This is a genomic window from Parabacteroides sp. PM6-13 (assembly GCF_029892605.1).
In the GTDB taxonomy this organism is placed as follows: Bacteria; Bacteroidota; Bacteroidia; order Bacteroidales; family Tannerellaceae; genus QVMG01.
Genome location: NZ_JARXWF010000001.1, coordinates 374,592 through 401,278, shown reverse-complemented (window position 1 = coordinate 401,278; position 26,687 = coordinate 374,592). Strand labels below are relative to the sequence as shown.

Sequence of the window (26,687 nt, the reverse complement as noted above, 5' to 3'; positions counted from 1 at the left end):
CTCCGGATCATCTCTTACTATTATCTGTTAACCTTATTTGTACGAAATGAAACCAATCTTTCGACACCTTTTTCTTTTCTTTCTTGCCGGTCTGTTGTTACTGACTTCGTGCGACAGGCAGGAGAAGAAAAAGATTGTCGTGGGGTTGTCACAATGTATGCTGGACGATGCCTGGCGGCAGACAATGATCCGGGAGACCCTGATCGAAGCCTCCAATCACGACGATCTGGAGGTGATCGTCCGCAACGCCGACACCGACAACCGGCAACAAATCGCCCAGATCAGGGAACTGATCGCCTTGGGTGTCGATGTATTGATCATCTCTCCCAACGAGTCCGACCCGCTTACGTCTGTGGCCGAAGAGGCCTATCAGGCTGGCATTCCGACGATTATCACCGACCGGAAAATCAGTAGCGAATTATATACCACCTTTGTCGGCGCCAGTAATTATGATATCGGGCGCGACGCGGGGCTTTACGCCTCCCGCAACCTGCCACCGAACGCCACTATTCTGGAGATATGGGGGCTTTCCACCTCTTCGCCTGCCCAGGAGAGACATACCGGGTTTGTGGAAGCCCTGGTGGGACGGTCGGATCTCTCGTTTATCAAACTGGAGGGCGAATGGCGCTATGATACCACCGCTGTGCGCATTGCGCGGAGGGAGTTGCCCCGGCAGATCGACCTGGTTTACGCGCATAACGATGTGATGGCCTTGGCGGCCCGCGAGTATTTTATGGCCGAGGACTCCGCGCGAGGAAAAGAGGTGCACATCATTGGCGTCGATGCCGCGCCGGGAGCCGGCCTGGAAGCCGTGGCCGACGGACGCATCAATATGTCGTTTCTCTATCCGCGCGGAGGGGAAGAGGTGATCCGTGCCGCCCTGAAAATAGCGCGGGGCGAGACGGTACCCCGTCATATACCACTTCATACGGCGCAGATCGACCGGGATATCGCGCGAACACTGCTGTTGCAGGCCGATCAGTTGATCAATTACCAGCGGCGGATCGAAGGGCAGGTGTCGCGTCTGGAGGAGCTTTTCAATCGCTATCATTTTCTGCAAAACTCGCTTTGGATCATCTCTTTCCTGATGGTCGGAATGGTGGTATTGATGTTTTATATCTTCCACCTGTTTAAGAAAATGCGCCGTACGAACCGGACCCTGCGGGAGATCAATAAAAAGGAGGAGGAGCAACGGCGCAAACTGATTGCCCTGAACGCGGAGATCAAAGAGGTGACGGCGCAGAAACTGCAATTTTTCACCAACATCTCGCACGAGGTACGCACGCCGCTTACGCTGATCCTGGCGCCACTCGACCGCCTGATCGGTCTGCTGTACGATTCGCCTTACCTGCCCGATCTGCAGTTGATACGCAAAAACGCCGACCGCCTGTTGCGGGTGATCAATCAGATCCTTGATTTCCGCAAGATCGAAACACAACAGGAAAAGGTAAAAGCGCGGGAAATTGATTTTGTTCCGTTCGTGCGTGAGGTGATGAGCTATTTTGATAGTATGGCGGCGGTAAGGCATATCGATTACCGGTTCGTATCGGATTTGAAACAGTGCAAACTATGGCTCGACAGCGACCAGATGGAGAAGGTATTGGTGAATCTCTTGTCGAACGCGTTTAAATTTACACCCGAAAAGGGAAAGATCGAGATAATACTCCGGCAGGAGGCCGACCGGGTCACCTTACGGGTGGCCGACAGCGGGCAGGGCATTCGGGCGGAGAACATTCCCTACCTGTTTGATCGCTTTTATACCGAAGACCGTTCGGTCGGCACCGGCATCGGCTTGCACATGGTTAAGGAGTATGTCGCGATGCATGGCGGAGAGGTGTCGGTCGAAAGCGAATGGGGAAAAGGTACGGTCTTTTCTATTGTGCTTCATACGGGGAAGGAACATCTTACAGGCGATCATGTGACGGTTACCGACCTCTCGCCCCTTTCTTTCCAGGCTTCTCAACTGGACGATTCAGAGGTGGATGCAATGCTGGCGAAAACCTATGATTATACCATTCTGTTGGTGGAAGACGACGAGGAGGTGAGAAGCTTCCTGGCGGGAGAACTGAAAGATCAATTCCGGGTATTGACGGCTGAGAATGGGAAAGAGGCGTTGCAGGTGTTGGAAGAGCAGGAGGTCTCGCTCGTATTAAGCGATGTGATGATGCCGGAAATGAATGGGTTTGAATTATGCCGCACGCTGAAAACCAACCTATCTTACAGTCATATACCGGTTATACTATTGACTGCCCTGACCGATGAGCGGCAGCGTCTTTACGGCGTTTCCCGCGGTGCCGATGGCTATATCCAGAAGCCGTTCCAGGTGAATTATGTGAAGGTGAAGATCATCCGCCTGTTGGAAGACCGCCGGTTGTATCGCGAACAGTTACTAAAGAAGCTACAGGACAACCATATGTTGTTGGGCGAACCGGAAAAGGCGGAGAATATGGACGACCTGTTCCTGCGACGCTTTATCGCGCAGCTCGAAGAGGTGTATACGGACGCGGAGTTTAATGTGGAGAAACTGAGCGATACGCTGGGCTTGTCGCGCGGACATCTCTACCGGAAGGTGAAGGAACTGACCGGTACAACGCCGGTGGATTTACTGCGTAACTTCCGGTTGAATAAGGCCACGCAGCTTCTCCGGCAGAACCAGTTGTCTGTCAGTGAAATTGCTTATCAGACAGGATTTACCTCTCCTGCCTATTTCTCGAAATGTTTTAAGGCTGTTTACGCGATGACCCCGAAGGAATACCAAAGCGGAGCGGAGCCGTCGGACAGCTAAACCAACGGGTTATCCCGGATTATTCACCGGCTCTTTGGGCTTGCGGTCGAAGAACGGATTCTTGCTTCCGGCACTCATCGGGATAGCCATCACGCATTTACATGCTCCCAACATCCCCAATTTCTGAGCGGCCCAGCCCGCGCTGAACATCACCCGTGTGTCGATACGCAAATCGGCTGCCATGGCACAGGCGGAACCGATGGCGATGCCCAGGTCGACGCTGTTGATGGCGCAGGGCACAAACTCAGGCTTTCCCTCGCAGGTGTTGTATCCGCAATGGGCACAATTCAATCCCTGTACCTGCTGCATCGTTCCAATGATCATGACTACATCGGCGCTTTCCAGGTTGTCGGCATCCCGCAGGAGGAATTTCATGCCGGTCTCTTCGGAGAGTTGGCGCATCTTGGTCGACAGGCATTCGATGTCGCCATCGGTCACCAAAGCCATCTCTATAATATCAACTCCTTTCCCTTTCGGGGCGGTGCGCGCGGCGGTCATCATGCGGCGCGCTACGTCCATCACAAGGTCTTTCCGTAGGTTACGTTCGTTTAGTATCATGTTGTTTATACTTGTAAATTGGTCATTGTTGTTGTCATCTCGAATGGATAGTCGGGATAATCGTAGATGCTGAACTGCGGTTCGGTCTTTCCCCTCCGGTAGTTCCAGATCGTACGGTATTCCTCCGTGTCTTCGCCCATCTCTTTCAGTTGACGAAGATAGGCGGCAATCGATTTGTTTTCCACGATATATACCCGGCCCATCGTATGGATAATCGGACTGTGGATGCGGCTTCCGTCGTGATCAAAGCGAAGGATGCGTTTGCCCTCCGCGGTGATGCCCACTGTCTCGAATGTCATACTCTTTCCAATCCCCGGCAAATTAAGCACATTTCTGTCTGTTCCCGCGAAAAGAAGGTGATTTTCTTTGAGGAAACGGGTGAGTTGTTTGCCTAAGGGGCGTTTGGCGCGTATGATTTCATCCAGCTCTTGCCGCTTTTCTTTCGGGATAAGGCCAAACACCTTCTCTTCGTGTTCCTCCTGAAGCGATCGGCTGTTGGGGGCAAACATGGCATAGTTCTCGCGGAAGCCTTTGACGGAGAAGGTATAATAACAAACCACTCCCAGGGCGTTGAGCGTCTGCCGTAGCTTGGCGGTGTGGCCGCGTCGTGAGGCGGCTACGGTGAATACCAATTGATTGGTGATGGTCCATCCGGCATTTTGGATGGCTTCGATGGCTCGTTTTGCCTCTGGTGTTACTTCTAAAGGCGATTGGAAGTGGGTCTGTATGTAGCATTGCACGATGCCTGCCTGCGCCGCTTTCTCTTTGAACTCACGCAGTATTTCCACCAGATCGTCGGTCACGCGCATGGGCAGGTAGGCCAAGAGGCGGCTGCCGAGGCGTACGCGTTGGATCTCCGCATATTTGTCGGTGTCGGGGCGCGATTCGTTTGCCTTTCGCTTGCGGATTGCCATCTTATAAACGGCATCCAGTATCTTACGCAGTGTCGCGTTCTGGCTCATCAGGGCGTCTCCACCAGTGATCAGGATATCGCGCAACTGGGAATCCTCTTCGAAATAGTTCATCAACCGGCGCAATTTCTTATCCCAGCTCTCTTTGGGTTTCAGGGCGTCGAAGTCGAAATTCAAACGCTCGCTCTGGAAGTCATACATACGCTGGCAGGAGGCGCAAAGCCCTCCGCAGGCACGCCCCATGGAGTCGGGAATCAGTATAGCCACCTCCGGGTAGCGGCGATGGATATTATGTCCGTCGGGCAAAAGCCATCCGGCAGCGTTAGGTTCGCCGCCCACCACGACATCCTCCTTCTCCCAGGCACGGATATCGCCGTAGGTCTCTACCAACTCTTCGGAATAAAGGATGTAGGAGCGTATCGTTTGGTCGTCGTAGCCCGCCTCTCCTGTGTTTAATAAGGAGAGGTAGTAAGGCGTAACGAAGAAGGGCATACCTTTCTTTTTAGCCTGCATCAGCCGTTGCATGGTCTCGGGCGAGAGCGTGTTACCTAAGAAAAGATTGAGCTCGGTCGGGCTTTTTATCGCCATCGCCAGATGGAAGCGGCTACTGTTCCACCAGGTTTCTACCTGCTGTTGTTTCTCTTCGTAAGAGATGCCTTCGGCGAACTGGTAGCGTGCCGTGGGTGAATGATGGCGTTCGATCCTCCGGATCAATAGGCGGATGATACGCTCTTTGTTCGCTTGCCGGATGGTCAATACCTCTTCTTCCAGGCCGGTCGGCCAGCGTGCCATCTGCCGCTTGACGCGGTTGCGATCCGGTTCGGGCTCTTTCTCCCGGTCTAACGCGATAAATAGGTGGAATAGGTCATTGAACAGGTCGGTCGATCCGTTCTCGGTGTATGAGCGGTTCAGGAACTGCCATAGATAGCTTATGGTCTTTATCGGGAGCTCTTCGCCGGTCGACAATTCATTGACCGATCGGTTGTCGTAATCAATCAGGAGGAGGATCTGATTGATCACCTCTTGTTGTTTTCCGTTGACTGTAACATATTCCCTTACGGCTTTTTTGAACGCTGTTTCATTCTCCGAGCCTTGCGCGATAGTACATAACGCGGGAAGATGCTGCGAATAACGCTTGTATAACTTTTCGATACTGTCGGACGGATGTTTTTTTCTTATCATAAAATGCTCTTGTTGATTAAGGAAGATACCTTGCCAAACACAGTCCCTGATTCTCATTAGGTATTGTGTTTTTCTCGTATAAATGCCGGGAGTGATTTTCCTCGTGGTGTGATTCGTGTAAACGAATTCTTACTGTTCTCTACAAATATAGTGAAAGCAGAGCGCAATCAAGCTTGCTTGAAATTGCCGAAGCGCATCCTATATTCTACAAATATACGAAAAAAAATCAACAAAAGAAACGCGAAAAAGGCTTAAAGCACCATAACTGAAGCTCTCCACCTTGTTGTTAGATGGGGCTATGGTGTTTTAAGCCTTCGTATATATATAAGGAACAATTAGAATGTTAAAGCGGGACAGTATTTGCTTAACGTTTCTTTCAGTACCTTTATATTGATCGGTTTTGTGATGAAATCGGAAGCGCCTGCCTGGCGTGCTTCTTCCATGTCAGAATCAAAAACATAGGCTGACTGCATGACAATAGGGATTGTCTGGGATATTTTCCGGATCTCTTTCAATGCCTCGATACCTGTCATTTCCGGCATTTTGATATCCAGCATGATCAAGTCGACTTTGTTTTGCTGAAACATATCCAGCGCCTCTTTTCCGGTTTTAGCACGGATCAGGTCACAATATTTATGCAAAATAGTTTTCAGCAATAAATAATTGCTTTCTTCATCTTCCGCAATCAGAAGAGTTACTCTGTCTTGTGTAGGCGCATCCTGTGTTGCTGTACTCATATTACCTAATTTATTATGTATAATCTGTCGCTTTTTTCTGTTTTTTGCAGCCCCTGCCACGGTGGCAAGAAGCGAGAAAAACCCCCTTGTTCTCAAAAAACGCTCAAATATATTAAATAAATTGCCTCCTGACACACCTTTTTGGGTTCTTACACAAAGAATTTCACAATTTTACCTTTTTTTGAGGGTCTCTCCAGCCTTTTTGTCCCTCTTTGTAGGGGTATTTTTTTTATTCTCACCCGCATGAGAATTTTTTCTCACGCGGGTGAGAATTTTTTTGCACGGTTTTTTAAGGGCTGAGAAAAAATTCTCAAGGTGTAAAAAAAACGTGAGAATTTTTCTGAAGATCGTTGCCGGGCTAAGAAAAAATCATGTTTTATTTTTTTTGTAAAAATTAATGTATACATTTGGCTGCAGCGATTGAAACTTAATAGATACTCTACTTTTTAGTAAAGGCTCAAGGGCTTTTATTTTTGATATATCAGCGAACAAACTCTAAGCCTATCGATACATGAGATAGGACTATATTTACATTTAATTCATAGAGATATGAAAAAACGACTAACACTTTTTACGTTCCTGTTATTCTTACTTATAACAGGGCAATTCAGCGCCATAGCGCAGATCAGTGAAGGAGGACTTCCTCCCAGTTTTGAACACCCGTCTCTTTCCTTACGCCAGGCTACGGTGCCTTTTACGGCAAAGGTCGACTTCGACGTGAACACGCTTATTCGTGAAGACCTCGAACGGGAGACTATGGGGGTACCGCTCCGCGCGGCCATTTCCATTCCCGAGAATATCAGCCTCATGCAAAAAGGGGAGTGGGCAACGCTGTCGAATGGTCAGCAGATACTCCGATACACCATTCATGCGCCGGGAGCTATCGCGACGCTTCTGACCTATGAGGAATTTTATATCCCGGAAGGCGGTAAGTTGTTTATCTACAATGCCGACCAGACACAGGTGTTGGGCGCGTATACCAGCCGTACCAACCCGTCGGGCGGTCAGTTCTCTACCCAGCTATTGTCGGGTGATGAGTTTACGCTGGAATATGTGAGTCCCTACAAGGCGAACGAAAATATATTTGTGGCGGTAGAACATCAGCCACGTATCAATATCTCCGGTATTGGTTATGGTTATAACTATATGGAGACCTACGACACCCGTCCGCAACTTCGTGCCGGTGAATCCGGAAAATGTATGGTCGATATCAATTGCGAAGAGGGTGATGATTGGCAGGTTGAAAAAACCGGCGTTGCCAAATCACTTACGCGCATTGGCGGTGCCAGTGGCGGATGGTATCTATGTTCGGGTACGTTAATAAACAATACGGCTCAGGACCTGACACCGTTTTTCCTGACCGCGTCTCATTGTTTCACAGACAATAAAGGTGTTGATGTAAGTGCGGAAGATCTTTTAATGGCTCAGTACTATTTTGACTACGAGTATGATACTTGTGGTAGTCTGGTGGTTCGCTCTGATGTGAAGACGCTTATCGGATCCGAGATGTTGGTGCGTATTCCGATCGAAGGCGCTTCCGACGGTGCTTTGTTGAAACTGGAGACCCAGCCTGATTGGCAGGTTTATTTCAATGGTTGGGACAGAACTAATACGCCTATGACAAGTGGTGTGGGTATTCATCATCCGCAGGGTGACGTGAAAAAGATCTCAACGGTAACCACTCCCGCGGTCGATGCCTCCTGGGCAGGAAGCGATGGCTCCAGAGGTGCTGAAAATGCCCATTGGAATGTCTATTTCTCACAAACCCAAAACGGGTATAGCGTAACCGAAGGTGGTTCTTCCGGTTCGCCTCTGTTCAATCAGGATGGCTTGGTTGTCGGAACACTGAGTGGAGGTAGCTCCAGCTGTAGCGCTCCGAATGGACGTAACCTCTATGGTAAGCTTTATTACCACTGGGATCAGGTGAATGACTTGGATTTACAGATGGCTGCTTACCTCGATAAAGGGGCTACGGGCGCCACCCGTTTAGAAGGAACCTATGAAGGGGGAGGCAAAGCTACCGCTTTCTTCAAAACGAACGCAACGGAGATCTATGTGTTTAAATCAATCACGTATACCAACCTATCCAGTCGGGCGACCAGTTACGAATGGAGCTTCCCCGGAGGAAATATCACCAGCTCTACAGAGATTGGTCCGCATACCGTTACCTATAATACGCCGGGCGAATACGAAACAACGCTGACGGTCAATAAAGGAACGGAGAATGAAGCGGTTTATAGCTTGACTATTCATGTGGTTGAAAAAGGGGATAACCCGGTAGCGCCGAAAGCCTCTTTTGCTATTGAAAACGCGGTTATGCAAGAGGGTTTTGATAATGTGGTCTATGCAACCGATTTCCCACCGGCAGGTTGGACTGTTAGTCTGGGTGACGAAGCGCAGAGTGCCAACCAATGGGTTCCGGGCAATCCGGGCTCATCAACGCCTACGTTTAACACGATCAATCCGGACAATGTAGCTTCCGCTATGGTTGTCTATGATGAAGCGGCTCCTGTCGATGCCTGGCTGTCGACTCCGCTGATGAATATACCGGCGAAGGCCAAGCTTGAATTCTATGCCGGATACTCTTCCTTCCGCTTAGAAGGGGGTGTTTTGAACTGTTATATCGTGGAAGCCGGAAAAGAACCGATTAAAGTATGGACCAACGCTACGGATATTGGCGGGTCACTTGCCTGGAATTGGTATCCGCAAACGGTCGACCTATCTGCCTATGCCAATAAAGAGGCTCAGATAGCCTGGCAGTATTACGGACAGACCGGTAACCTGGCAGGAATCGATGGTGTTCGTATGACAGAAGCTACCCAGGAAAAGGTAACGATCTACGTGGGTGAATACATTCAACTGACCGACCTCTCTACCGGACCTCCGATCCTGTATGACTGGACATTCGACGGAGGTAGTCCGGAGGCTTCTGCTGAGGAAAATCCAATCGTGCAATACCTCAATCCGGGAACCTATGATATCACCCTGCGTGTGAAGAACTACAGAGGAGAAGATACTTACACCCTGGAAGATGCTATTACGGTCAAACAACGCGTGCCGGTAGGTGGTTTTGAGGCTGTTGTTGAAGGTGGATACACCCTGACATCCTACGGCCCGTTCGCACCGAAAGAGGCAAATGTCTATTTTGCCGATAAATCGGAAAACTATCCGACAGAGTGGGATTGGCAATTCTATGGTGGAACCCCGAGCGCTTCCACCGCGCAAAACCCGGGCAAGGTAGTCTATAATCAAACAGGGGCCTATGATTTTGCTTATACGGCTACCAATGGCGAGGGAAGTGATAAGATCGAACTCGAAGAGTTTGCGAAGATCGGCTATACATCCGGTAATATCTGGAATATGAGTTACGGGGAAGAGACGATGGAAGCACACGCCTTTAGCGGAGGATATTACACCGGAACAAATACGGGTAACTATGGTAAAATGGCGGAACGCTTCGAAGCGCCTGTCGAAATGGGCTTTATCGAATCGGTAGACCTGATGATTCTGACCGGTGACCTGACGGGTGGAAATGACCTGACCGTATCTATCGCTCGCGAAGCGAAAGGCCTGCCGGGTACAATCATACAAACGAAAGCTTTGCCGCTTTCCGAGATTAATCCCAATGGATATACCACCGTTGTGTTTGATGAAGCGGTAGCCTTAGACGAAGCGTTTTATATTGTTGTGGACGGATTTAGACAAAACAAGGCGACACTTGCTATTGCCGCATCCGAAGGCAGAGAAGGTGAGATCCTTAAGAATACGGCTTATACGGAATACTATCTGGGTATTTTTGGCATGTATCTACGTATCGGTTGGTATCCATATACCAATTCAGCCGTATCAGGCATGGGGCTTTCCTTGAATATTGCTCCTAAGTTTACCTATACCCGCTTTGATCTGAAAGGTGATTTGGCGGTAAAACGGAAAAATATCGATAAGACCCAATCTACGGTACAGGTGGAAACGACCGCGCCTTGGACGGCAACGGCTGATTCTTGGATCACTATTCAGAACGGAGAAGGCATAGGCAACGGAAGCTTTACGTATACCGTGGAAGAGAATACCGGAAAGGCGAGAAAAGGATTGATTAAAGTAGCGCTAAGCGGAGGCACCATAGCGAAATATGTTCTTGTGGAACAAGCCGCCGTGACCCCGATCAATCTTAGTGCCGAACTGCTGGATACGAACGGAACGTTTAAGCTGAGCTGGGATACTGGCATCGTAGAAACGGAATCGGCTCCTGCCGTAAACACGGAGCAGGCAACCGCTTCACCGGTCGTAATCAATAGCGTGGAGACACAGCCGGAATACACCGCGGAAGAACTGCGGATTATCGAAGACCTCAAATCCGGCAAGATCGATATCAAGCAATTGGGTATTTCGGATGATCCCGAAGTGATCGAAGCCTTAGAAGCGATGATTATTAAGGGCGGACAAAATAATAAACTGGAAGTTGCCCAGATAGCTGTCCCGGGTGTTAAGACAAAGGCTAAAAAGAAAGATAATAACACGGCAAGAGAGATCCCGACCACCGACCTGGGGTATACCGACGGTGTATCGACCGGAAATTCTATCGGAACGGCAGCCGGAGGCGAATTGGAAGTAGCTATCCGATTGACACAGGAAGAACTCTTGAACTATCATGACGCGAAGATCAAATCAGTCAATCTGTTCCTTATGTCGGAACCGGTTGATGGTATCACCGTAAATGTTCGTCGTGGCAATACGATTATCCACTCACAAAAGGTAAACAATCCGGCGGTAGGTGAATTTATCCAAGTCGAACTGAATAAAGAGGTGCGTATCTACGCGGCCGAAGATATGTATATCGGATATGCGTTCAAACAGAAACCGGCGACCAATGATACACCCAACTATGTTCCGGCTACCGACGCGGGACCGGCTGTTCAGGGTAAGGGCGACTTGATCGCGTTCCCGGGAGATCCGTTTGAAAGTGTGGGCGCTATGGGATTGAACTACAACTGGCTGATAACGGCATCCGTAGAGGATATGCCTAATGATCCGACGATGTACACGATCTACCTGAATGGTAAGTATCTCGCTTCTACGAAGGAGTTGAGCTATACCGGTCAGATCTCTAAGAAGGATAACGCCTTCAAGGTGGCGGCAACCAACCTGTATGATTTGGAATCATTATTCACCAAAGAAATCCATCTGGAATACAGAGTGCACAAGATCAATATGCCGAAGGTGAAGGGTCTTACTTACGACAGCGATGTCCACGAGGCACTTGATGGTAAAGACTATACATTCCGCATCATTGTTGCTAATGGATATGATATCTCAAACATGACCATAACGACAAATAAGGGAAATGTTGTGGAGGATAATCTTGATGGCACATACACGATCAAGAACATAACCACCAATGTAAATGTCTCTATCAAAGGTGTAAAAACTGCTCCTAAAACGAAATCCGGTCTATACGACACGGGCTTTAGTGATAAGAATGCGGTTTGGACTACCGAAGGCCATATCTACATCTGGTATAACGGAGAACAGAAGACCGATAAGGGTGATATCCGCATATACACCTTCAACGGACGCTCCATCCTGATCACTCCGCTTAAGGAGGGTGAAACCGTATGCCAGGTTCCGGCAGGCAGCTACATCGTGCTTGTCGACGGCGAAAGCTTTAAAGTGATCGTGAAATAAACGATCGTGAAATAAACGAAAAGGTAAGGGCATCCCCCCTTATCGCAAACTCTACTTAGATCGACGAGGCTGTCTCACATGAGGCAGTCTCGTTTTGATTTCTAAGGTGGGGGAGTGGCATTTTTATATAAACTTGTTATTACAAATCCCGGGAATCTACCTCTTGGCATTACTGAACATAATATTTTACACGAACGTTCACGACGGAACCCTCATTTGATACAAACATTTCATGATCTAAACCTTATGGAGGGTGAGGGCTCTGGTTATGATTTGATCTATGAAAAATTAGCAAGAGATGGAAAGCAGTTACCCGTAATTGAGAGTACAAGTAGATAATCGCTTCCAACCTAAGTATGATATCGAAAGAGGACAGAGTAGAGGGGTCAAGATGTAAATTGATCATTATTTGTGAAAATACCGACGTCTGCACATATATTTTGCACACCGAACACCTATCTTTGCAACAAATCTATTTCGTATGACAACAAAATTGAGACGATATTTTTGGCTGATTGACACTCTTGGAAAAGGTGAACACACACTCGAAGAGTTAAGTGATAAATGGGATCGTAGTGTATATAACATAAACCATATAAGTCTATCGCGCCGTACATTTCAGGAACACAAGAATGCGATCAACAGTTTAGATATTGGGATACAAATCAGTTATAACCCATCTGACCATACTTACTTCTTGGTATCAGATGATAGGAAAGAAAATGCAACCGCCAACTGGATGTGGAATATGATGTCTTTGCAATCTGCCATTTCGCAAAACACCAGGATAAAAGACCGTATCATAACAGAAGAGAATCCTTCAGCGCAGTTATATCTTCAAAAGATATTGGATGCTATTCGTGGCAACAATGTTATCGAATTTTCTTATAAGCGATTTGGCGGGGAAGAGTTCAGCGTGATATGTTATCCATACTTTGTTCAGTTTACTAATCAACGGTGGTATATGTTTGGAATAAAAGAAGGAGAGGATAAGATGAAGGCTTATGCGCTTGATCGGATGAAAAGCATTGTTGTAAAGAAAGAAACCTTTAAATTTCCGGAAGAGTTCAATGCAGAAGAATACCTTTCAGAACATGCTGTTGGAGAGTATGAGAACATCCCGATCATGGATGTTGTCATACGTGCGTATGGTAAACAGGTGGATTATCTGCGAACACAGCCCTTACATCCTTCACAAAAGGAAACAAAGACGGAGGAGGGGAAGTCGGAGTTTACATACAGGTTGCGACCAACCACAAAGTTCTTCGGAGATATTCTGTCGAAAGGAAAGTATGTGAAGGTTCTTTCGCCCGGATATGTGAGGAAGAAGATGAGGGAGACGGTGGGGCAATTATCATTATACTATTAAAACATTATGGAAGATCGATTACAGAAGCTGATAAATATATCAGACAAACAACTTGCTTCGATGCAGAAAATAGCTCGTTCAAGAAAGCAGCAAGGTGTGCGGGATTATGTGCAGAACCCTCATCATTTCTCCGTTGAGGAGTTGGAAGAGCAGGAAGCCAGTCATTTGAAAAGGGAGAGTGAGAAGCGGATTTGAAATAGAATAAAATACAAATATTATGGCAAAAAAATGCAAAGGGAAATTTGAAGCTCTTAACCCTGAAAATAAGCTTTTCGAAATTTTGACAATAAAGAATAATCCTCCAAAATGGTGGAAAGAGATGTTAGAGGATAAAGACTTATACATTGAGATAAGAAAAGATAACTATATTAATGTATATTATTACGGAGGCTGTCTTGTCAAAATTTCATATAATCATAAAAATGGAATGATAGTTGAGACACATCAGAAGTATATGGGGGATATAATGCCCATTGGCAAAGATAAGAAAGGGCATGACATTTTCGAATATAGAGATTGCAGGAACGAGCTTACCTCTGTTTCTCACTATTTGGAGTTTCTAAAGAATAATATAGCAAAGGTGTATCTAAAAGAAACTGATAAAGGAAGAGAAAAACTTATGAAAAATAAGCTAACAGTCTCATCAGAGAAGAAGGTGCAAGGAGAACTCATTTTAGGGAATCGCAATCTCTATATAGACTCTGAATTTGCTTATCAAAGAGCTGATTCAGAGAAAGAAACTATTCGTTTTGATTTAGTAAGTTTGAACAATGGTATTTTACGGTTCATCGAACTTAAATTGATCTCTGATCCAAGACTAAGAGGAGAAAAAACAGACATTAGAGGAGAGAAAATTGATATTGTAGGTCAAATGAAAAAATACAAAACATTTATACAAGACAAAAAGAATTTCTTTTTAGATTATTATGAGAATGTTATCAAAATCAAACATAAGATTGGGATTATAGCAGAAAATCCAGTTTTAACTAAAATAAATTGCAAACCACTCCTCCTTATTGTTAACAACTATTCTGAACTAACTAAAGGTCGTGAAGAACGAATGAATGACATTGAGAATATTTTGAAGAAAGAAGATGAAGATTATATGATTATAAACTATCCTACATGCAAATAACCATCCACAGAGGCATCAACCAAATCGGTGGCTGCATCACTGAGATCGCCACCGATAAAACAAGGATTCTTATCGATTTAGGACAGAATCTTCCTAAAGGGAATGTTCCTTCGGACGACAATATGGCAAACAAAGAGAATATTGAAGACCTGACAAAAGGAGTGAATGCAATCTTCTATACCCATTATCACGGAGATCATGTTGAATTATTTAAGTATGTGCCCGAAGGCATCGAACAACATATTGGAGAGGTTGCGAAACAGGTTATGCTCTGCAAATATGAAGCTTTGATACATATTCCAGAGGATGCTCCTGTTAAAGTAGAAGACATCCAACTGCTTGAATTATTTAAAACATTCCGGGAAAAGCAGGAAATTCCTATTGGAAACATCAAAATAACCCCATACTTTGTTAGCCATTCCGCTTGTGATGCCTATATGTTCTTGATTGAGGCAGAAGGGAAGCGTATCCTGCACACAGGAGATTTTCGGGATCATGGCTACTTGGGTAAAGGACTAATGCAAGTCCTTGAAAAGATCATATTGCATAAAGGTGCGATAGATGTACTTATTACAGAAGGTACGATGCTGTCAAGATCGACCGAGAAGGTGTTACACGAAAATGATATAAAGTTAAATGCGATAGAACTGATGCGCCAGCATAAATACGTATTTGTTCTGTGTTCATCAACAGATATAGATCGCTTAGCTTCTTTTTATCAGGCAGCACAAGAAACGGATCGTAGTTTTTTGTATGACAACTATCAGAAGAATGTACTGAATATATTCACTGAAACGAAAGGAGCTATCTATAAGTTGTTTAGGTTCGATAATGGATATTATTATAAACACGGTCATAAAAAGCAGTTGGACATATTAAAGGGAAAAGGTTTCTGTATGTTGGTTCGGCCTAAGCATTATGATCAGATCAAAGAGCTTCTAACTCAATTGCCGGAAGAACAAACACTCTTTATCTACTCTATGTGGAGTGGTTATCTCAATGAGGGAGAAAACCAGAAAAAAGAGTATGTGAAAATAGAGAAGTTATTTAAAGGTAGAGTTAAAAGGCTACATACAAGTGGGCATGCTACTCCTGAAGCATTGGCAAAGGTCTGCAATTTGGTTAATCCGACAACAGCAATTATTCCTATACATAGTGAAGCCTCTTCAAACTATGCTAATTTGCCGATTACAGAGCATTTACGGCAAAAAATTATGACAACCTCATGTAGTATAGATAGTGTAAATATAGGAATTAATCAAAATAGTACTAATTAAAATGAGACAGCTAAAAATAATAAAGAGTGCTTGCAATGAGAGTCATGAGAGCTATGAATCTCGGGAACCAATGCCTGAATTTGAAACTATTCAGGAACAAAGAGCATGGGCTAAAAGTGAGTTTGAAAAGAGAACAGGGTTGAAGGATGGAGCTAAGGTTCGATATAGGGGTAACGAAAACAAAGATTATCGAACTTGGAACGGTCGTTGTTCTGACCCACACGATATATTAGACACTGATACTGTTTACGAAATTGAGTTCATTGAAATACATCGCTCTTTTACGATTGCCAAATTATTAGGATTTCGAGAAGTGGAATTTCTTGGCGGAATATTCATCCCTGTTGATAAGACAGAAGCAAAAAAATGGTTGAAAGAGGGGGATACTGTTCGTTATATTGGCAGATATAATAAAACCTTACTTTTTGATGATGCAAAAGCATACGATGCACTGGAATACGAAGGTGTTTATGAAGTAAAAAGCATCGTAGAAGACAGAGAGTATATAGGTCACCAAGCTTTAAAGTTGGTTGGGTTTGAAGGTTTATTATTTAATCGCTTATTCTTTGAAAAAATTATAAAAAGCATATAATCATGGACTATAACACAATTAGAGCAGCAGTTACTCACTCGTATGGAGAATACACACTGGTTTACACAGCTTGCAAAAAACAACGTAAAATCGATAAAATTGTGCGCACATTGTGTACAAATACACAAAAAAAGCAGCCACTTTTCAGTAACTGCTTCCTTTCTTCGTAGCGAGACCCGGGATTGAACCGGGGACCTCATGATTATGAATCATGCGCTCTAACCAGCTGAGCTATCTCGCCATCATGTTTTGTTTGTGCTTTCGGAAGAACACCTGCTTCCGTTGATTGCGGTGCAAAAGTAGAGGTATTTTTTTGATTCTGCAACCTTTTTCAAAAAAAAGTAATGGGAGGTATGTGGTGTTTTCAGAAAAAACGGTGAGGCTCAGTGGCGTTTTTGAAACATATATGGCGTTCGTTCCGTTTTTTCTGTGTAACTTGGGCGCAATAACATAAAAATTACTGGGATGAAAAAAGAGAAGTTTCATATCGAGTATGTTTTTGATAAGGTTTCAAAACGCAGTTTATGGAACCATGTAACCACTCCCCCCGGTCTTTCTTCGTGGTTTGCTGACGATGTGATGATCAATGGTTCTACCTATACGTTTATATGGGACAAAGATGAAGAGCAGGCGGAAGTGGTCTCGTTGAAGCCGGAGGTAAGTGTCCGTTACCGTTGGATAGAGGAAGAAGAGGAAGATGTTTATTTTGAATTTAAGCTACATACGATAGAGTTGACCGGAACCACGGCGCTGGAAATTACCGATTTTGCAGATGCTGACGAAAAAGAAGATGCGATCGACCTTTGGGACTCTCAGATAGACCGGCTTAAACATACACTGGGAATTTAACCGCCTGTTAGCGTAGTTTCACTCTTTTGCATGTGCTTATTATCGTTTTTTACACTACTTTTGCGCATTCAACCGGATAGGCCATGTTGAGAATAAAACGATTATATACATTTATATTACAGACTTTCCTGCCGTTATTCGTTATGACGTTCGGGATTTGTCTGTTTATTGTATTGATGCAATTCCTCTGGCGTTTCATTGACGATCTGGTTGGAAAGGGATTAGAGATGTCTGTCTTGGGCGAGATGTTCCTGTATGCCGCCTTGTCGTTGGTCCCCATGGCGCTTCCTTTGGCTATTTTGCTTGCTTCGCTTATGACATTCGGTAACCTGGGTGAGCGCCTTGAATTGCTGGCTATGAAATCGGCCGGTGTGTCGTTGATACACATTATGCGTCCGTTGATGGTCTTGATTGTCGCTGTCTCTATCGGTGCCTTCTTTTTTCAGAACAACGCCATGCCGGTGATTCAGGTAAAACTCTATACCCTTTTAAGCTCTATCCGTAATAAATCGCCGGAACTGGAAATACCGGAAGGCTCTTTCTATAAAGAAATCACCAACTTCAATGTATATGTAAAGGAGAAAGATAAGAAGACCGGCCTGTTGAAGGACATGATGATCTACGATTATTCGAATGGCTTCAATAATGCCCGGGTGATTCTTGCCGACTCCGGCCGCCTGAAGACTTCTGACGATAAGCTCTTCCTGGTGTTGACGATGTATGACGGTGAATCGTTTGAGAATATGCGTAAACAAACCTCAAACCGGGGACAAACAGCCGTTCCTTACCGTCGCGAGACATTCAAAAGTAAAGAGGTATTGATTGAGTTTGATGCCAATTTCAACCGTTACGACGAGTCGCTTATGGCCAATATGTATGTCGGGAAAGACTTGAACGACCTGCAACTGTCGATCGACTCTATGAGTGTGCGCCTTGACAGTATCAATACGCTGAACGCGCGTACGGTCTACTCCAGCTCCTACAAGCGATCCTTTAATCAGATTCAATACGCCAATACCCCCGAAGAGGAGAAAAAAGAGATCGACTTCAAAGAGTTTATGCGCTCGGATGAGGTGCGAGCTACGGAGGCGGCACAAATCAATTTCGATACCTATTACGCGGCGCAAAGCCCGAGTGGCCAGGCGACCATCCTGAACCGAGTGAAAAACTCCATTGATAATACGCGTACCGACTATATGTTTCGTGCCACCAATATCGGCACGGAGGCCAGTACTCTACGGCGGCATAAGACGGAATGGCATAAGAAATTCACCCTATCCGTAGCCTGTCTGCTCTTCTTCTTTATTGGCGCGCCTTTGGGAGCGATCATTCGTAAAGGAGGATTAGGAGTGCCAGTGATTATCTCTGTATTGCTTTTCATCTTCTATTACATCATCGATAATATCGGCTTTAAGATGGCCAAGGAGGGTGTATGGGATGCCTGGCAGGGGATGTGGCTGAGTACGGCGGTCTTGGCGCCTATGGGTATATTCCTTACCTATAAAGCGGTAAACGACTCGGTGATCCTAAACGCCGATACCTATATCAACGCGTTGAAGAACCTGATAGGAAAACGTTCGGACCGCAAGGTAGACATGAAGGAGGTGATTATTTATGCCCCGGATTACCAAACGGCTTCTGTTCGTTTGCAGCAGTTGATCGCTGATTGTACACAATACCTCTCTTCTCATAAGCGCTGGGTCAATTATTTTAGTTTCTGGAAACAGGGCGGAAAAGATCCCTCTGCCCGTCGTTTCTCAGACGAGGTAGAGTCTTTGGTAGAGGAGTTGGGTAATTCGGATCAGATCCTTATTATCAATAAACTGATGGATTACCCTATTATGACGGGTTATTATCAGATGAATGTCGACATAAACCCAACGTTGGGGCTTATTGTTGCACTCCTTTTCCCGATAGGTGGGCCTCTCTATTTACTTGCCACCTACAAGCGCAGGCTGCTTAACCACGACGTGAAGGTGGTGCAGCGCACCAGTGAGGAACTGCTCTCTTTGATTACTTCCCATTAATTATTGTTATATTGTATTATTCCGTACGTAAGGCTTCGGAATAATTGTTGTACTTTTGTCAACGAATTAACACAAAGGCTATAAACCATGAACGAATTTAAACTGAACACCATAGAAGAGGCGATAGAAGACTTCCGCGAAGGGAAATTTCTGATTGTAGTCGACGACGAAGATCGTGAGAACGAAGGCGACTTCATTATCGCTGCCGAGAAGATTACTCCCGAGAAGATCAACTTCATGATGTCGGAAGGACGCGGACTCCTCTGTGCGCCCATTACGGAAGAGCGTTGCCAGGAACTCGAACTGGAGATGCAGGCGCAACAAAACACCTCGATGTATGATACGCCCTTTACGGTGACGGTCGATAAGATCGAAGGCTGTACCACCGGCGTCTCTATGCACGACCGCGCGCAAACGATTCTCGCCTTGGCAAATCCGGAGACCAAGCCGACCGACCTGGCTCGTCCGGGACACATCAGTCCGCTTCGTGCCCGTTCCCGGGGCGTATTGCGTCGCTCGGGACATACGGAAGCAACTGTCGACCTGGCTCGTCTGGCCGGACTCTATCCTGCCGGGGCGTTGATAGAAATTATCAATCCGGACGGAACGATGGCTCGTCTGCCCGATCTTATCAAAGTGTCGCAGAAATTCGGTATCAAGATCATCACCATAAAAGACCTGATTGCCTATCGTCTTCAAACGGAGTCGATCGTAGAGAAGGGGGTGGAAGTGGATATGCCGACCGAACACGGCCATTTCCGTCTGATCCCGTTCCGCCAGAAAAGCAACGGATTAGACCATATCGCCCTAATCAAAGGAGAGATCAAAAAAGATGAACCCATCCTGGTGCGCGTTCATTCCTCGTGTGCGACCGGAGATATCTTCGGATCGATGCGCTGTGAGTGTGGCGAACAACTTCGTAAATCCATGGAGATGATCGAAAAAGAGGGCGAAGGCGTAGTCGTTTACCTGAACCAGGAGGGACGCGGCATTGGTTTGATGGAGAAGATGAAGGCTTACAAATTGCAGGAAAACGGTTTGGATACGGTAGATGCGAATCTGCATTTAGGTCACCAGGCCGATGAGCGCGATTATGGGGTAGGGGCACAGATCCTCCGGCATATCGGGGTGACCAAGATGCGTTTGATGACCAATAATCCGGTGAAGCGTGTGGGGCTGGAAGCCTATGGTTTGTCGGTGGTGGAAAACGTGCCTATCGAGGTGACGCCCAATGCCTATAATGTCTTTTATCTGAAGACAAAAAAAGAGCGGATGGGACATCAGCTGCACAATATCAAATAAATAACAAAGTGTTGCCTAAATCGAGAAATATGGTTACTTTTGTCGCCGAATTCATATAATACATAACAAATTACAGTTTTATGACACAAGTTTCAGATCGTTTAGCAAGTTTGTCGCCTTCGGAAACGCTGGCGATGTCGCAGAAGAGCCAGGAATTAAAAGCACAGGGTATTGATGTGATCAACCTGAGTGTTGGTGAGCCTGATTTTTTCACACCGGATCATATCAAAGAGGCGGCTAAGAAAGCCATCGACGACAACTTCTCATTCTATTCTCCCGTACCGGGATATATGGATCTTCGAAAGGCGATTGTGGACAAACTGAAACGGGAAAACGATTTGGACTATACAACCGATCAGATTATCGTGAGCGGTGGGGCGAAACAGTCGGTTTGTAACGTATTGTTGAGCATTGTCGGCCCGGGCGATGAGGTGATCGTGCCGGCTCCTTACTGGGTGAGCTACGTAGAGATGGTTAAACTGGCCGAAGGAACCAATGTGATTGTTGAAGCCGGTATCGACCAGGACTTCAAGATTACGCCTGCTCAGTTGGAAGCTGCCATCACGCCGAAAACCAAGGCGCTCATCCTCTGTTCGCCATCCAACCCGACCGGAAGTGTTTACTCGCAGGAGGAACTGCGCGGATTGGCCGAGGTATTGGCGAAACATCCGAACGTGATCGTATTGGCCGATGAGATCTATGAACATATTAATTATATCGGCAAACACCAGAGCATCGCGCAGTTCAGCGAGATCAAAGACCGCGTAGTGGTGATCAATGGTGTTTCTAAAGCTTATGCCATGACCGGCTGGCGTATCGGCTTTATCGCCGCTCCGCTTTGGATTGCTAAGGCTTGTAATAAATTGCAGGGGCAATATACCTCGGGAGCCAGCTCTATCGCGCAGAAAGCGTCCGTAGCGGCCTTCAATGGCGACCAGACCTGCGTGGAGCAGATGCGTGAAGCCTTCCTTCGTCGTCGCGACCTGGTGATCAATCTTTGCAAAGATATTCCGGGTATCAAACTGAATGTTCCTCAGGGTGCTTTCTATGTGTTCCCGGAAATGGATTATTACTTCGGCAAGAGCGCGGGCGACCGTGCGGTCAACGACGCGAGCGACCTGGCGATGTATCTGTTGGAAGTAGGTCATGTGGCTACCGTAGGGGGGGCTGCTTTCGGTGCACCGAAATGCTTGCGCTTCTCGTATGCTACCTCCGACGAAAACCTGATCGAAGCGATCAGCCGTATGAAAAAAGCATTGGCTAACCTGAAGTAAGCCAACGAATCAGTACAAAGAAAAGCTATTTCCTCCGGGGAATAGCTTTTTTGCATACATACACCTTTTGTTTTATTTTGATATGAAAGCATTATATACCGTATTACTCCTTGTCGGTTCCAATATTTTTATGACATTAGCCTGGTATGGCCACCTGAAGTTGCAAGAGATGAAACTTATCGATAACTGGCGATTGGGTAGCATCATCCTCTTCTCCTGGGTATTGGCCTTCTTTGAATACTGCCTGCAGGTGCCTGCCAATCGGATTGGCTTCATTGGAAACGACGGTCCCTTCTCATTGATGCAGCTCAAGGTGCTTCAGGAGGTGATCACGCTGGTTATCTTCACGCTGTTTGCAACGATCTTTTTCAAAGGAGAATCCCTTCACTGGAACCACCTGGCTGCGTGCGTTTGCCTGGTGTTGGCTGTTTATTTTGTTTTTATGAAGTAAAGACTTTAAGGACTTTAAGGACTTTAAAGTCTTTAACGACCTTTCCTCCCAAAAAAGAGCCGGCCGGATCATGCGATCCGGCCGGCTCTTTTTTTTATGATCGAAATAGAAATTAATCTACATTCAATGTTACGCGTTTGAAAGCAACCACTGTCAACTCCTTGTTCTGTTGTTTCAGATACTGGTCGATAGTCATTTTGTTGTCTTTCACGAATTCCTGTTGCAACAGGGTGTTTTCTTTGTAGAACTTCTGCATAGCGCCTTCGGCGATACGATCCAACAGGTTTTCCGGTTTGCCAGCCTGACGAGCTTTGTCGCGGGCGATTTCCATTTCCTGATCGATGATTTTCTGTTCTACTTCAGCCGGCGTAATAGCTACCGGATTCATAGCAGCCACCTGCATAGCCACGTCGCGTGCCACCTGACGGTCTACCGTCTGGTTGAAAGCAACGATCGTTGCCAGTTTATTTCCCGGGTGGATATAAGATACCGTACAAGCACCTTTCACGAATTCATAGAAGCCAAGTTCCATTTTTTCGCCGGTTACCCCGATACGGTCTGTGATATGATCCTGGATAGCGCGTCCGTCAGCCAACGGAGCAGCAGCCAACTCTTCCAGAGAAGCCGGCATTTTGTCTGAAGCAACGTTCAGGATATTCTGTGTCAGCCCGATGAATTCTTCCCCTTTCGCAACGAAGTCCGTTTCACACTTCAGGGCAACGATAGCAGCAAATTCGCCATTGTCCTGTGCCAATACGCAACCTTCAGCCGCTTCGCGGTCAGAACGTTTTGCAGCCACAGCCTGTCCCTTCTTACGAATGATCTCCATTGCTTTGTCGAAATCACCTTCTGATTCTGCTAAAGCATTTTTACAATCCATCATTCCAGCTCCGCTCATTTTGCGCAGTTTGGAAATGTCAGCCATAGTAACAGCCATAGTATTTATTCCTTTCTAATTTACGGGTTTATTATTCTTCTTCTTTTGCCTCTGCTTCAACGGCAGCTTCCGGAGCTTCCACTTCCTCTTCTACCTCACCTTCCGCTTTCGGGTTTTTCTTCACGGCAGCACGTGTGCGACGTTCTCTGCGTGGAGCTTCTCCTTCACCGGCAGCTTCTGTATCTACTTTTTCCGCTTTGCGTTCTTCCAAACCTTCTTTCATGGCCTGGCAGATAGCGCCAACGATTACCTCTACTGATTTAGAAGCATCGTCGTTTGCCGGAATCACATAGTCGATGTTGTGCGGATTCGAGTTGGTATCAACCATAGCAAATACGGGAATACCCAGACGGTTCGCTTCGCGTACGGCAATATGTTCTTTCATCACGTCTACCACGAACAAAGCAGAAGGCAGACGAGTCAGGTCTACGATAGAACCTAATGTCTTTTCCAATTTTGCACGTTGGCGGGTGATTTGCAGTTTTTCTCTCTTAGACAGATTATCGAATGTACCATCTTTCGTCATCTTGTCGATCGTGGTCATCTTCTTGATCGCTTTACGGATTGTTGGGAAGTTGGTCAACATACCACCCGGCCAACGTTCAATCACGTAAGGCATACCGATTGCTGATGCCTGATCGGCGACGATTTGTTTCGCTTGTTTTTTCGTAGCAACGAAAAGCACCTTCTTGCCCTGACGAGCCAGGTTTTTCATTACTTCGGCAGCTTCATCTACTTTAGCAACTGTTTTATATAAGTCAATGATATGAATACCATTGCGCTCCATGAATATATAAGGAGCCATCGCGGGGTTCCACTTTCTTTTTAAGTGTCCGAAGTGAACTCCGGCTTCTAATAACTGATCAAAATTTACTCTTGACATGGTTTGTTTTTTAATCGTTTACATTCTTTGTTTCGTTCAATCCCCAGGTAGTCCTCCCACATATCAGCATGTAAAAGAAATCCTGTCGATTTAGATACTAAACGCATTGTTTTTTGTAAGAGATACTCACAATAACATTAACGCTTACTGAACTGGAATCTCTTACGTGCTTTCGGACGTCCCGGTTTCTTACGTTCCACTTCGCGTGGGTCACGGGTTACGAAACCTTCTGCTCTCAAAGCTGGTTTGTCTTCCGGATTGATCTTGATCAATGCGCGGGCGATAGCCAGACGAGCTGCTTCCGATTGTCCTTTGAAGCCACCTCCATCGAGGTTGATCTTAATGTCATACTTTTCAGCTACATCCAATTTGTTCAATGGCTGTTTCACCACGAACTGCAGGATGCTGGATGGGAAGTAGTTTTCCAGATCACGTTTGTTGATTGTTATTTTTCCGGTACCTTCGCTAACGTATACGCGAGCCACAGCTGCTTTACGTCTTCCTATTGCATTTACAACTTCCATAGGTATTATTTATATAAATTTATATCAATTGACTTAGGTTGTTGTGCTTCGTGCGGATGTTCGCCTCCTTCATACACATAGAGGTTTTTCAGGATCTTGGCACCCAGACGGTTCTTAGGCAACATACCTTTTACTACTTTACGGAACAAACGATCCGCCCCCTTGTCCATCAGAACCTGAGGAGTAAACTCACGCTGTCCACCGGGATAACCGGTATATCTCAAATAAATACGATCGTTCCATTTGTTTCCTGTCAGAACGATTTTCTCTGCATTGATGATAATCACATTATCACCACAATCAACGTGCGGGGTGAAATTGGGTTTGTACTTACCGCGCAAAAGTTTCGCAACTTTTGAGCAAAGACGTCCCAAAGTCTGATCGGCTGCGTCTACAACCACCCATTCTTTGTTAACAGTTGCTTTGTTTGCAGAAATGGTCTTGTAACTTAAAGTATCCACTGCTTTTAAATAATTAATTAATAAAACATTTTTTTCGATCGAGTCTTCTCCTTAGGCTTGCATTATCGCTCGGACACATTTGATACAATAATGCGCTAAGAATTAAACTCTTAGTACATTTACGGATAATAATCGGCTTGCAAAGGTACGGTTTTTCCCGTAAATACAAAAGGTTTTAGATTCTTTTTCTCCCTTGCCCGCGTGGAGCTTGCGGTTGAGGATACTTAGAATTAGGGGTTTTGGGTTATTTCGTTCAACTCCCTGGCGAAATCACGGATTGCCTCCTTAATACGATTCTCTTGTTCCGGCGAAGGCTTTTTGGTGCCACTGATATAGGCGGCAAGCAGACTTTGTTTCATGCCCAACCGACGTGCCATGGCGGATGCGTTTAGCTCGGGAAATGTACGAAACACCAAAGAAACCCCTGTGGGCTTTGGGTCGTCATATAAAAAACTGGCCAGGCTTATATCTTCATCCAGCTCCTCCCAGCGTATGCCTTCGTTTTTTATCTTGTAGTCTAATCGTTGTTTATCAGTCGCTTTTTTCAATCGAGGATACCATAGAAGCGACTGCCAAAGCTCGCGCCCATCATCCAGAAGGATAAAAATCTTCTCATGGCTGAACCATACTTTTGTTGCTTTCATCGCTTTTGTTTTTTTGTGAAAAATTCCGGAGGATTATTCCCCACCGAAAATTTTCTTCCATTCATTAATAAAATTCTCTTTGTTCTCTTCCAGAATGCTTTCCGCCAATTTTATGTCTTTAGGTTTAAGCCCTCTGTTGTATACAAGTTTAACTTCTGTCTCTATCTCAAACTTTGCTTCACCATCTGAACTTTCTATAAGTATAGGTTCATGATCTCTGGTGAAAAAGTAAAATCTCAATCCGAATAAAATAAGTAATGTTGGCATATGTTTCAGTTTTGGTTTACTGCAAAGATAGGATATAAATTTATAACCTGCAAATTGTTTGGTGATGTTTTATCCCAACCTCGGGTTATGCCATGTCTTCCCCATACCATACAATAGGTCCATCCGGTAAATGCGTATTTGAATTCAGGTAGTGTAATGATGAAGGTGGGAGCGGATCTTCAGATTTAGTAATATTGAAGGAGAAAGGAGAAAGGAAAAAGGGACGTCTTTAGATATAGTAAAAATTGAAGATTTGAAGGAGCTGGGATATATATTCATAGCTGAAGGCCACAGAGGGCTGAAGGGCCGAGTCCCAACGGGACGAAGACTTAGCCCACGGGTAAGCAGGCTGAAGGCCTGCGCCACCCTGGGATTCCATGGATATATAAAAATGAGTTCTGTAAGAACGAAAGAAAAAATCCACTATTTACAGAACCTATCATCACATATTCTATCAAAGTATCTATCGTTCCTTCAGAACTCAATTTATTATATTGTCATGATACCCAGGGTAAGCAGGCTGAAAGCCTGCTTACCCTGGGCTAAGTCTTCGTCCCGCTGGGACTCAGCCTTCCAGGCTCTCTGTGACTTTCAGTCATATAAATAAAATCTTCCAATTTGGGAAGGTGTCATAAAAATAGTATCAAATTTTCTCCTCCTTAGCAAAGGAGGAGTACCCGAACGCAGAGAGGGGGAGGTGGTTTGGTGTAACTCTTTGTACATGGTATGTTGTTGGCAAATAGACATATATATAAGATCAAACCACCTCCCGGCTCGTACCTCGCCGTACTCCTCCTTTGCTAAGGAGGAGAAATTTTGTCACTATGTTTAGTATGTCTT

21 protein-coding genes and 1 tRNA gene are annotated in these 26,687 nt (G+C 45.7%); 12 read left to right on the top strand and 10 right to left on the bottom strand.

Annotated features, from left to right (window positions below; translation table 11 throughout):
* Positions 1–46: 46 nt before the first annotated feature.
* Complete coding sequence (locus tag M2134_RS01550; protein ID WP_280749641.1) at positions 47–2,785, top strand: substrate-binding domain-containing protein; 2,739 nt, start codon at positions 47–49, stop codon at positions 2,783–2,785.
* A 9-nt stretch (positions 2,786–2,794) separates the two neighbouring features.
* On the opposite strand, the gene M2134_RS01545 is transcribed toward M2134_RS01550, so the two are convergent.
* From M2134_RS01545 to M2134_RS01535, 3 genes are all read right to left on the bottom strand, one after another.
* The gene (locus M2134_RS01545; protein WP_280749640.1) at positions 2,795–3,343 is read right to left on the bottom strand and encodes a DUF2148 domain-containing protein; all 549 of its coding nucleotides are present in this window, start codon (positions 3,341–3,343) and stop codon (positions 2,795–2,797) included.
* Between the two features lie 5 nt (positions 3,344–3,348).
* Positions 3,349–5,436: a KamA family protein gene (locus M2134_RS01540; protein ID WP_280749639.1), complete on the bottom strand. Its 2,088-nt coding sequence runs from the start codon at positions 5,434–5,436 to the stop codon at positions 3,349–3,351.
* Positions 5,437–5,771: 335 nt separating this feature from the next.
* Positions 5,772–6,173 carry a response regulator gene (locus M2134_RS01535; protein ID WP_280749638.1) on the bottom strand — a complete coding sequence of 134 codons (402 nt, stop codon included), beginning with the start codon at positions 6,171–6,173 and terminating at the stop codon, positions 5,772–5,774.
* 549 nt (positions 6,174–6,722) lie between these two features.
* On the opposite strand from M2134_RS01535, the gene M2134_RS01530 reads away from it, so the two are divergent.
* The 6 genes from M2134_RS01530 to M2134_RS01505 all read left to right on the top strand — a co-directional run bounded on the left by M2134_RS01530 (position 6,723) and on the right by M2134_RS01505 (position 16,228).
* Positions 6,723–11,855, top strand: a complete 5,133-nt coding sequence (locus tag M2134_RS01530; RefSeq protein WP_280749637.1) for a PKD domain-containing protein — start codon at positions 6,723–6,725, stop codon at positions 11,853–11,855.
* Positions 11,856–12,336: 481 nt separating this feature from the next.
* A complete protein-coding gene (locus tag M2134_RS01525; protein WP_280749636.1) occupies positions 12,337–13,224 on the top strand; it encodes a WYL domain-containing protein in 888 nt (295 codons plus the stop codon).
* Positions 13,225–13,230: 6 nt separating this feature from the next.
* Positions 13,231–13,419: a hypothetical protein gene (locus M2134_RS01520; protein WP_280749635.1), complete on the top strand. Its 189-nt coding sequence runs from the start codon at positions 13,231–13,233 to the stop codon at positions 13,417–13,419.
* Between the two features lie 22 nt (positions 13,420–13,441).
* Complete coding sequence (locus M2134_RS01515) at positions 13,442–14,359, top strand: hypothetical protein (protein ID WP_280749634.1); 918 nt, start codon at positions 13,442–13,444, stop codon at positions 14,357–14,359.
* On the top strand, positions 14,350–15,636 hold the full coding sequence (locus M2134_RS01510) for an MBL fold metallo-hydrolase (RefSeq protein WP_280749633.1): 1,287 nt from the start codon (positions 14,350–14,352) through the stop codon (positions 15,634–15,636). Before M2134_RS01515 ends, M2134_RS01510 begins: the two co-directional genes overlap by 10 nt.
* 1 nt (position 15,637) lies before the next feature.
* Complete coding sequence (locus M2134_RS01505; protein WP_280749632.1) at positions 15,638–16,228, top strand: hypothetical protein; 591 nt, start codon at positions 15,638–15,640, stop codon at positions 16,226–16,228.
* 167 nt (positions 16,229–16,395) lie between these two features.
* On the opposite strand, the gene M2134_RS01500 is transcribed toward M2134_RS01505, so the two are convergent.
* A tRNA-Met gene (locus M2134_RS01500) sits at positions 16,396–16,469 on the bottom strand.
* Positions 16,470–16,693: 224 nt separating this feature from the next.
* Here M2134_RS01500 and M2134_RS01495 point away from each other — a divergent pair.
* The 5 genes from M2134_RS01495 to M2134_RS01475 all read left to right on the top strand — a co-directional run bounded on the left by M2134_RS01495 (position 16,694) and on the right by M2134_RS01475 (position 22,131).
* The gene (locus M2134_RS01495) at positions 16,694–17,077 is read left to right on the top strand and encodes an START-like domain-containing protein (protein ID WP_280749631.1); all 384 of its coding nucleotides are present in this window, start codon (positions 16,694–16,696) and stop codon (positions 17,075–17,077) included.
* 83 nt (positions 17,078–17,160) lie between these two features.
* Positions 17,161–19,104: an LptF/LptG family permease gene (locus M2134_RS01490; RefSeq protein WP_280749630.1), complete on the top strand. Its 1,944-nt coding sequence runs from the start codon at positions 17,161–17,163 to the stop codon at positions 19,102–19,104.
* Positions 19,105–19,191: 87 nt separating this feature from the next.
* A complete protein-coding gene (locus M2134_RS01485; RefSeq protein ID WP_280749629.1) occupies positions 19,192–20,406 on the top strand; it encodes a bifunctional 3,4-dihydroxy-2-butanone-4-phosphate synthase/GTP cyclohydrolase II in 1,215 nt (404 codons plus the stop codon).
* Between the two features lie 80 nt (positions 20,407–20,486).
* The gene (locus M2134_RS01480; RefSeq protein WP_280749628.1) at positions 20,487–21,680 is read left to right on the top strand and encodes a pyridoxal phosphate-dependent aminotransferase; all 1,194 of its coding nucleotides are present in this window, start codon (positions 20,487–20,489) and stop codon (positions 21,678–21,680) included.
* An 82-nt stretch (positions 21,681–21,762) separates the two neighbouring features.
* On the top strand, positions 21,763–22,131 hold the full coding sequence (locus M2134_RS01475; protein WP_280749627.1) for a DMT family protein: 369 nt from the start codon (positions 21,763–21,765) through the stop codon (positions 22,129–22,131).
* Positions 22,132–22,243: 112 nt separating this feature from the next.
* Here M2134_RS01475 and tsf read toward each other — a convergent pair whose 3' ends face one another.
* The 6 genes from tsf to M2134_RS01445 form a co-directional block, all read right to left on the bottom strand.
* The gene (gene tsf, locus M2134_RS01470; RefSeq protein ID WP_280749626.1) at positions 22,244–23,068 is read right to left on the bottom strand and encodes a translation elongation factor Ts; all 825 of its coding nucleotides are present in this window, start codon (positions 23,066–23,068) and stop codon (positions 22,244–22,246) included.
* A gap of 31 nt (positions 23,069–23,099) precedes the next feature.
* A complete protein-coding gene (gene rpsB, locus M2134_RS01465) occupies positions 23,100–23,951 on the bottom strand; it encodes a 30S ribosomal protein S2 (protein WP_280749625.1) in 852 nt (283 codons plus the stop codon).
* Between the two features lie 137 nt (positions 23,952–24,088).
* Positions 24,089–24,475, bottom strand: coding sequence for a 30S ribosomal protein S9 (rpsI, locus tag M2134_RS01460; RefSeq protein WP_280749624.1), 387 nt, complete (start codon positions 24,473–24,475; stop codon positions 24,089–24,091).
* Positions 24,476–24,480: 5 nt separating this feature from the next.
* Entirely contained in the window at positions 24,481–24,936 is a 456-nt protein-coding gene (rplM, locus tag M2134_RS01455) for a 50S ribosomal protein L13 (RefSeq protein ID WP_280749623.1), read from the bottom strand.
* A gap of 230 nt (positions 24,937–25,166) precedes the next feature.
* Positions 25,167–25,580, bottom strand: a complete 414-nt coding sequence (locus tag M2134_RS01450) for a DUF2442 domain-containing protein (RefSeq protein ID WP_280749622.1) — start codon at positions 25,578–25,580, stop codon at positions 25,167–25,169.
* Positions 25,581–25,613: 33 nt separating this feature from the next.
* Entirely contained in the window at positions 25,614–25,847 is a 234-nt protein-coding gene (locus M2134_RS01445; RefSeq protein WP_280749621.1) for a DUF4160 domain-containing protein, read from the bottom strand.
* Between the last annotated feature and the right edge of the window lie 840 nt (positions 25,848–26,687).

Coding starts and splice junctions, on each gene's coding strand:
- M2134_RS01550 (WP_280749641.1), top strand. CDS start 47: ATGAAACCAATCTTTCGACACCTTTTTCTTTTCTTTCTTGCCGGTCTG.
- M2134_RS01545 (WP_280749640.1), bottom strand. CDS start 3,343: ATGATACTAAACGAACGTAACCTACGGAAAGACCTTGTGATGGACGTA.
- M2134_RS01540 (WP_280749639.1), bottom strand. CDS start 5,436: ATGATAAGAAAAAAACATCCGTCCGACAGTATCGAAAAGTTATACAAG.
- M2134_RS01535 (WP_280749638.1), bottom strand. CDS start 6,173: ATGAGTACAGCAACACAGGATGCGCCTACACAAGACAGAGTAACTCTT.
- M2134_RS01530 (WP_280749637.1), top strand. CDS start 6,723: ATGAAAAAACGACTAACACTTTTTACGTTCCTGTTATTCTTACTTATA.
- M2134_RS01525 (WP_280749636.1), top strand. CDS start 12,337: ATGACAACAAAATTGAGACGATATTTTTGGCTGATTGACACTCTTGGA.
- M2134_RS01520 (WP_280749635.1), top strand. CDS start 13,231: ATGGAAGATCGATTACAGAAGCTGATAAATATATCAGACAAACAACTT.
- M2134_RS01515 (WP_280749634.1), top strand. CDS start 13,442: ATGGCAAAAAAATGCAAAGGGAAATTTGAAGCTCTTAACCCTGAAAAT.
- M2134_RS01510 (WP_280749633.1), top strand. CDS start 14,350: ATGCAAATAACCATCCACAGAGGCATCAACCAAATCGGTGGCTGCATC.
- M2134_RS01505 (WP_280749632.1), top strand. CDS start 15,638: ATGAGACAGCTAAAAATAATAAAGAGTGCTTGCAATGAGAGTCATGAG.
- M2134_RS01495 (WP_280749631.1), top strand. CDS start 16,694: ATGAAAAAAGAGAAGTTTCATATCGAGTATGTTTTTGATAAGGTTTCA.
- M2134_RS01490 (WP_280749630.1), top strand. CDS start 17,161: ATGTTGAGAATAAAACGATTATATACATTTATATTACAGACTTTCCTG.
- M2134_RS01485 (WP_280749629.1), top strand. CDS start 19,192: ATGAACGAATTTAAACTGAACACCATAGAAGAGGCGATAGAAGACTTC.
- M2134_RS01480 (WP_280749628.1), top strand. CDS start 20,487: ATGACACAAGTTTCAGATCGTTTAGCAAGTTTGTCGCCTTCGGAAACG.
- M2134_RS01475 (WP_280749627.1), top strand. CDS start 21,763: ATGAAAGCATTATATACCGTATTACTCCTTGTCGGTTCCAATATTTTT.
- tsf (WP_280749626.1), bottom strand. CDS start 23,068: ATGGCTGTTACTATGGCTGACATTTCCAAACTGCGCAAAATGAGCGGA.
- rpsB (WP_280749625.1), bottom strand. CDS start 23,951: ATGTCAAGAGTAAATTTTGATCAGTTATTAGAAGCCGGAGTTCACTTC.
- rpsI (WP_280749624.1), bottom strand. CDS start 24,475: ATGGAAGTTGTAAATGCAATAGGAAGACGTAAAGCAGCTGTGGCTCGC.
- M2134_RS01450 (WP_280749622.1), bottom strand. CDS start 25,580: ATGAAAGCAACAAAAGTATGGTTCAGCCATGAGAAGATTTTTATCCTT.
- M2134_RS01445 (WP_280749621.1), bottom strand. CDS start 25,847: ATGCCAACATTACTTATTTTATTCGGATTGAGATTTTACTTTTTCACC.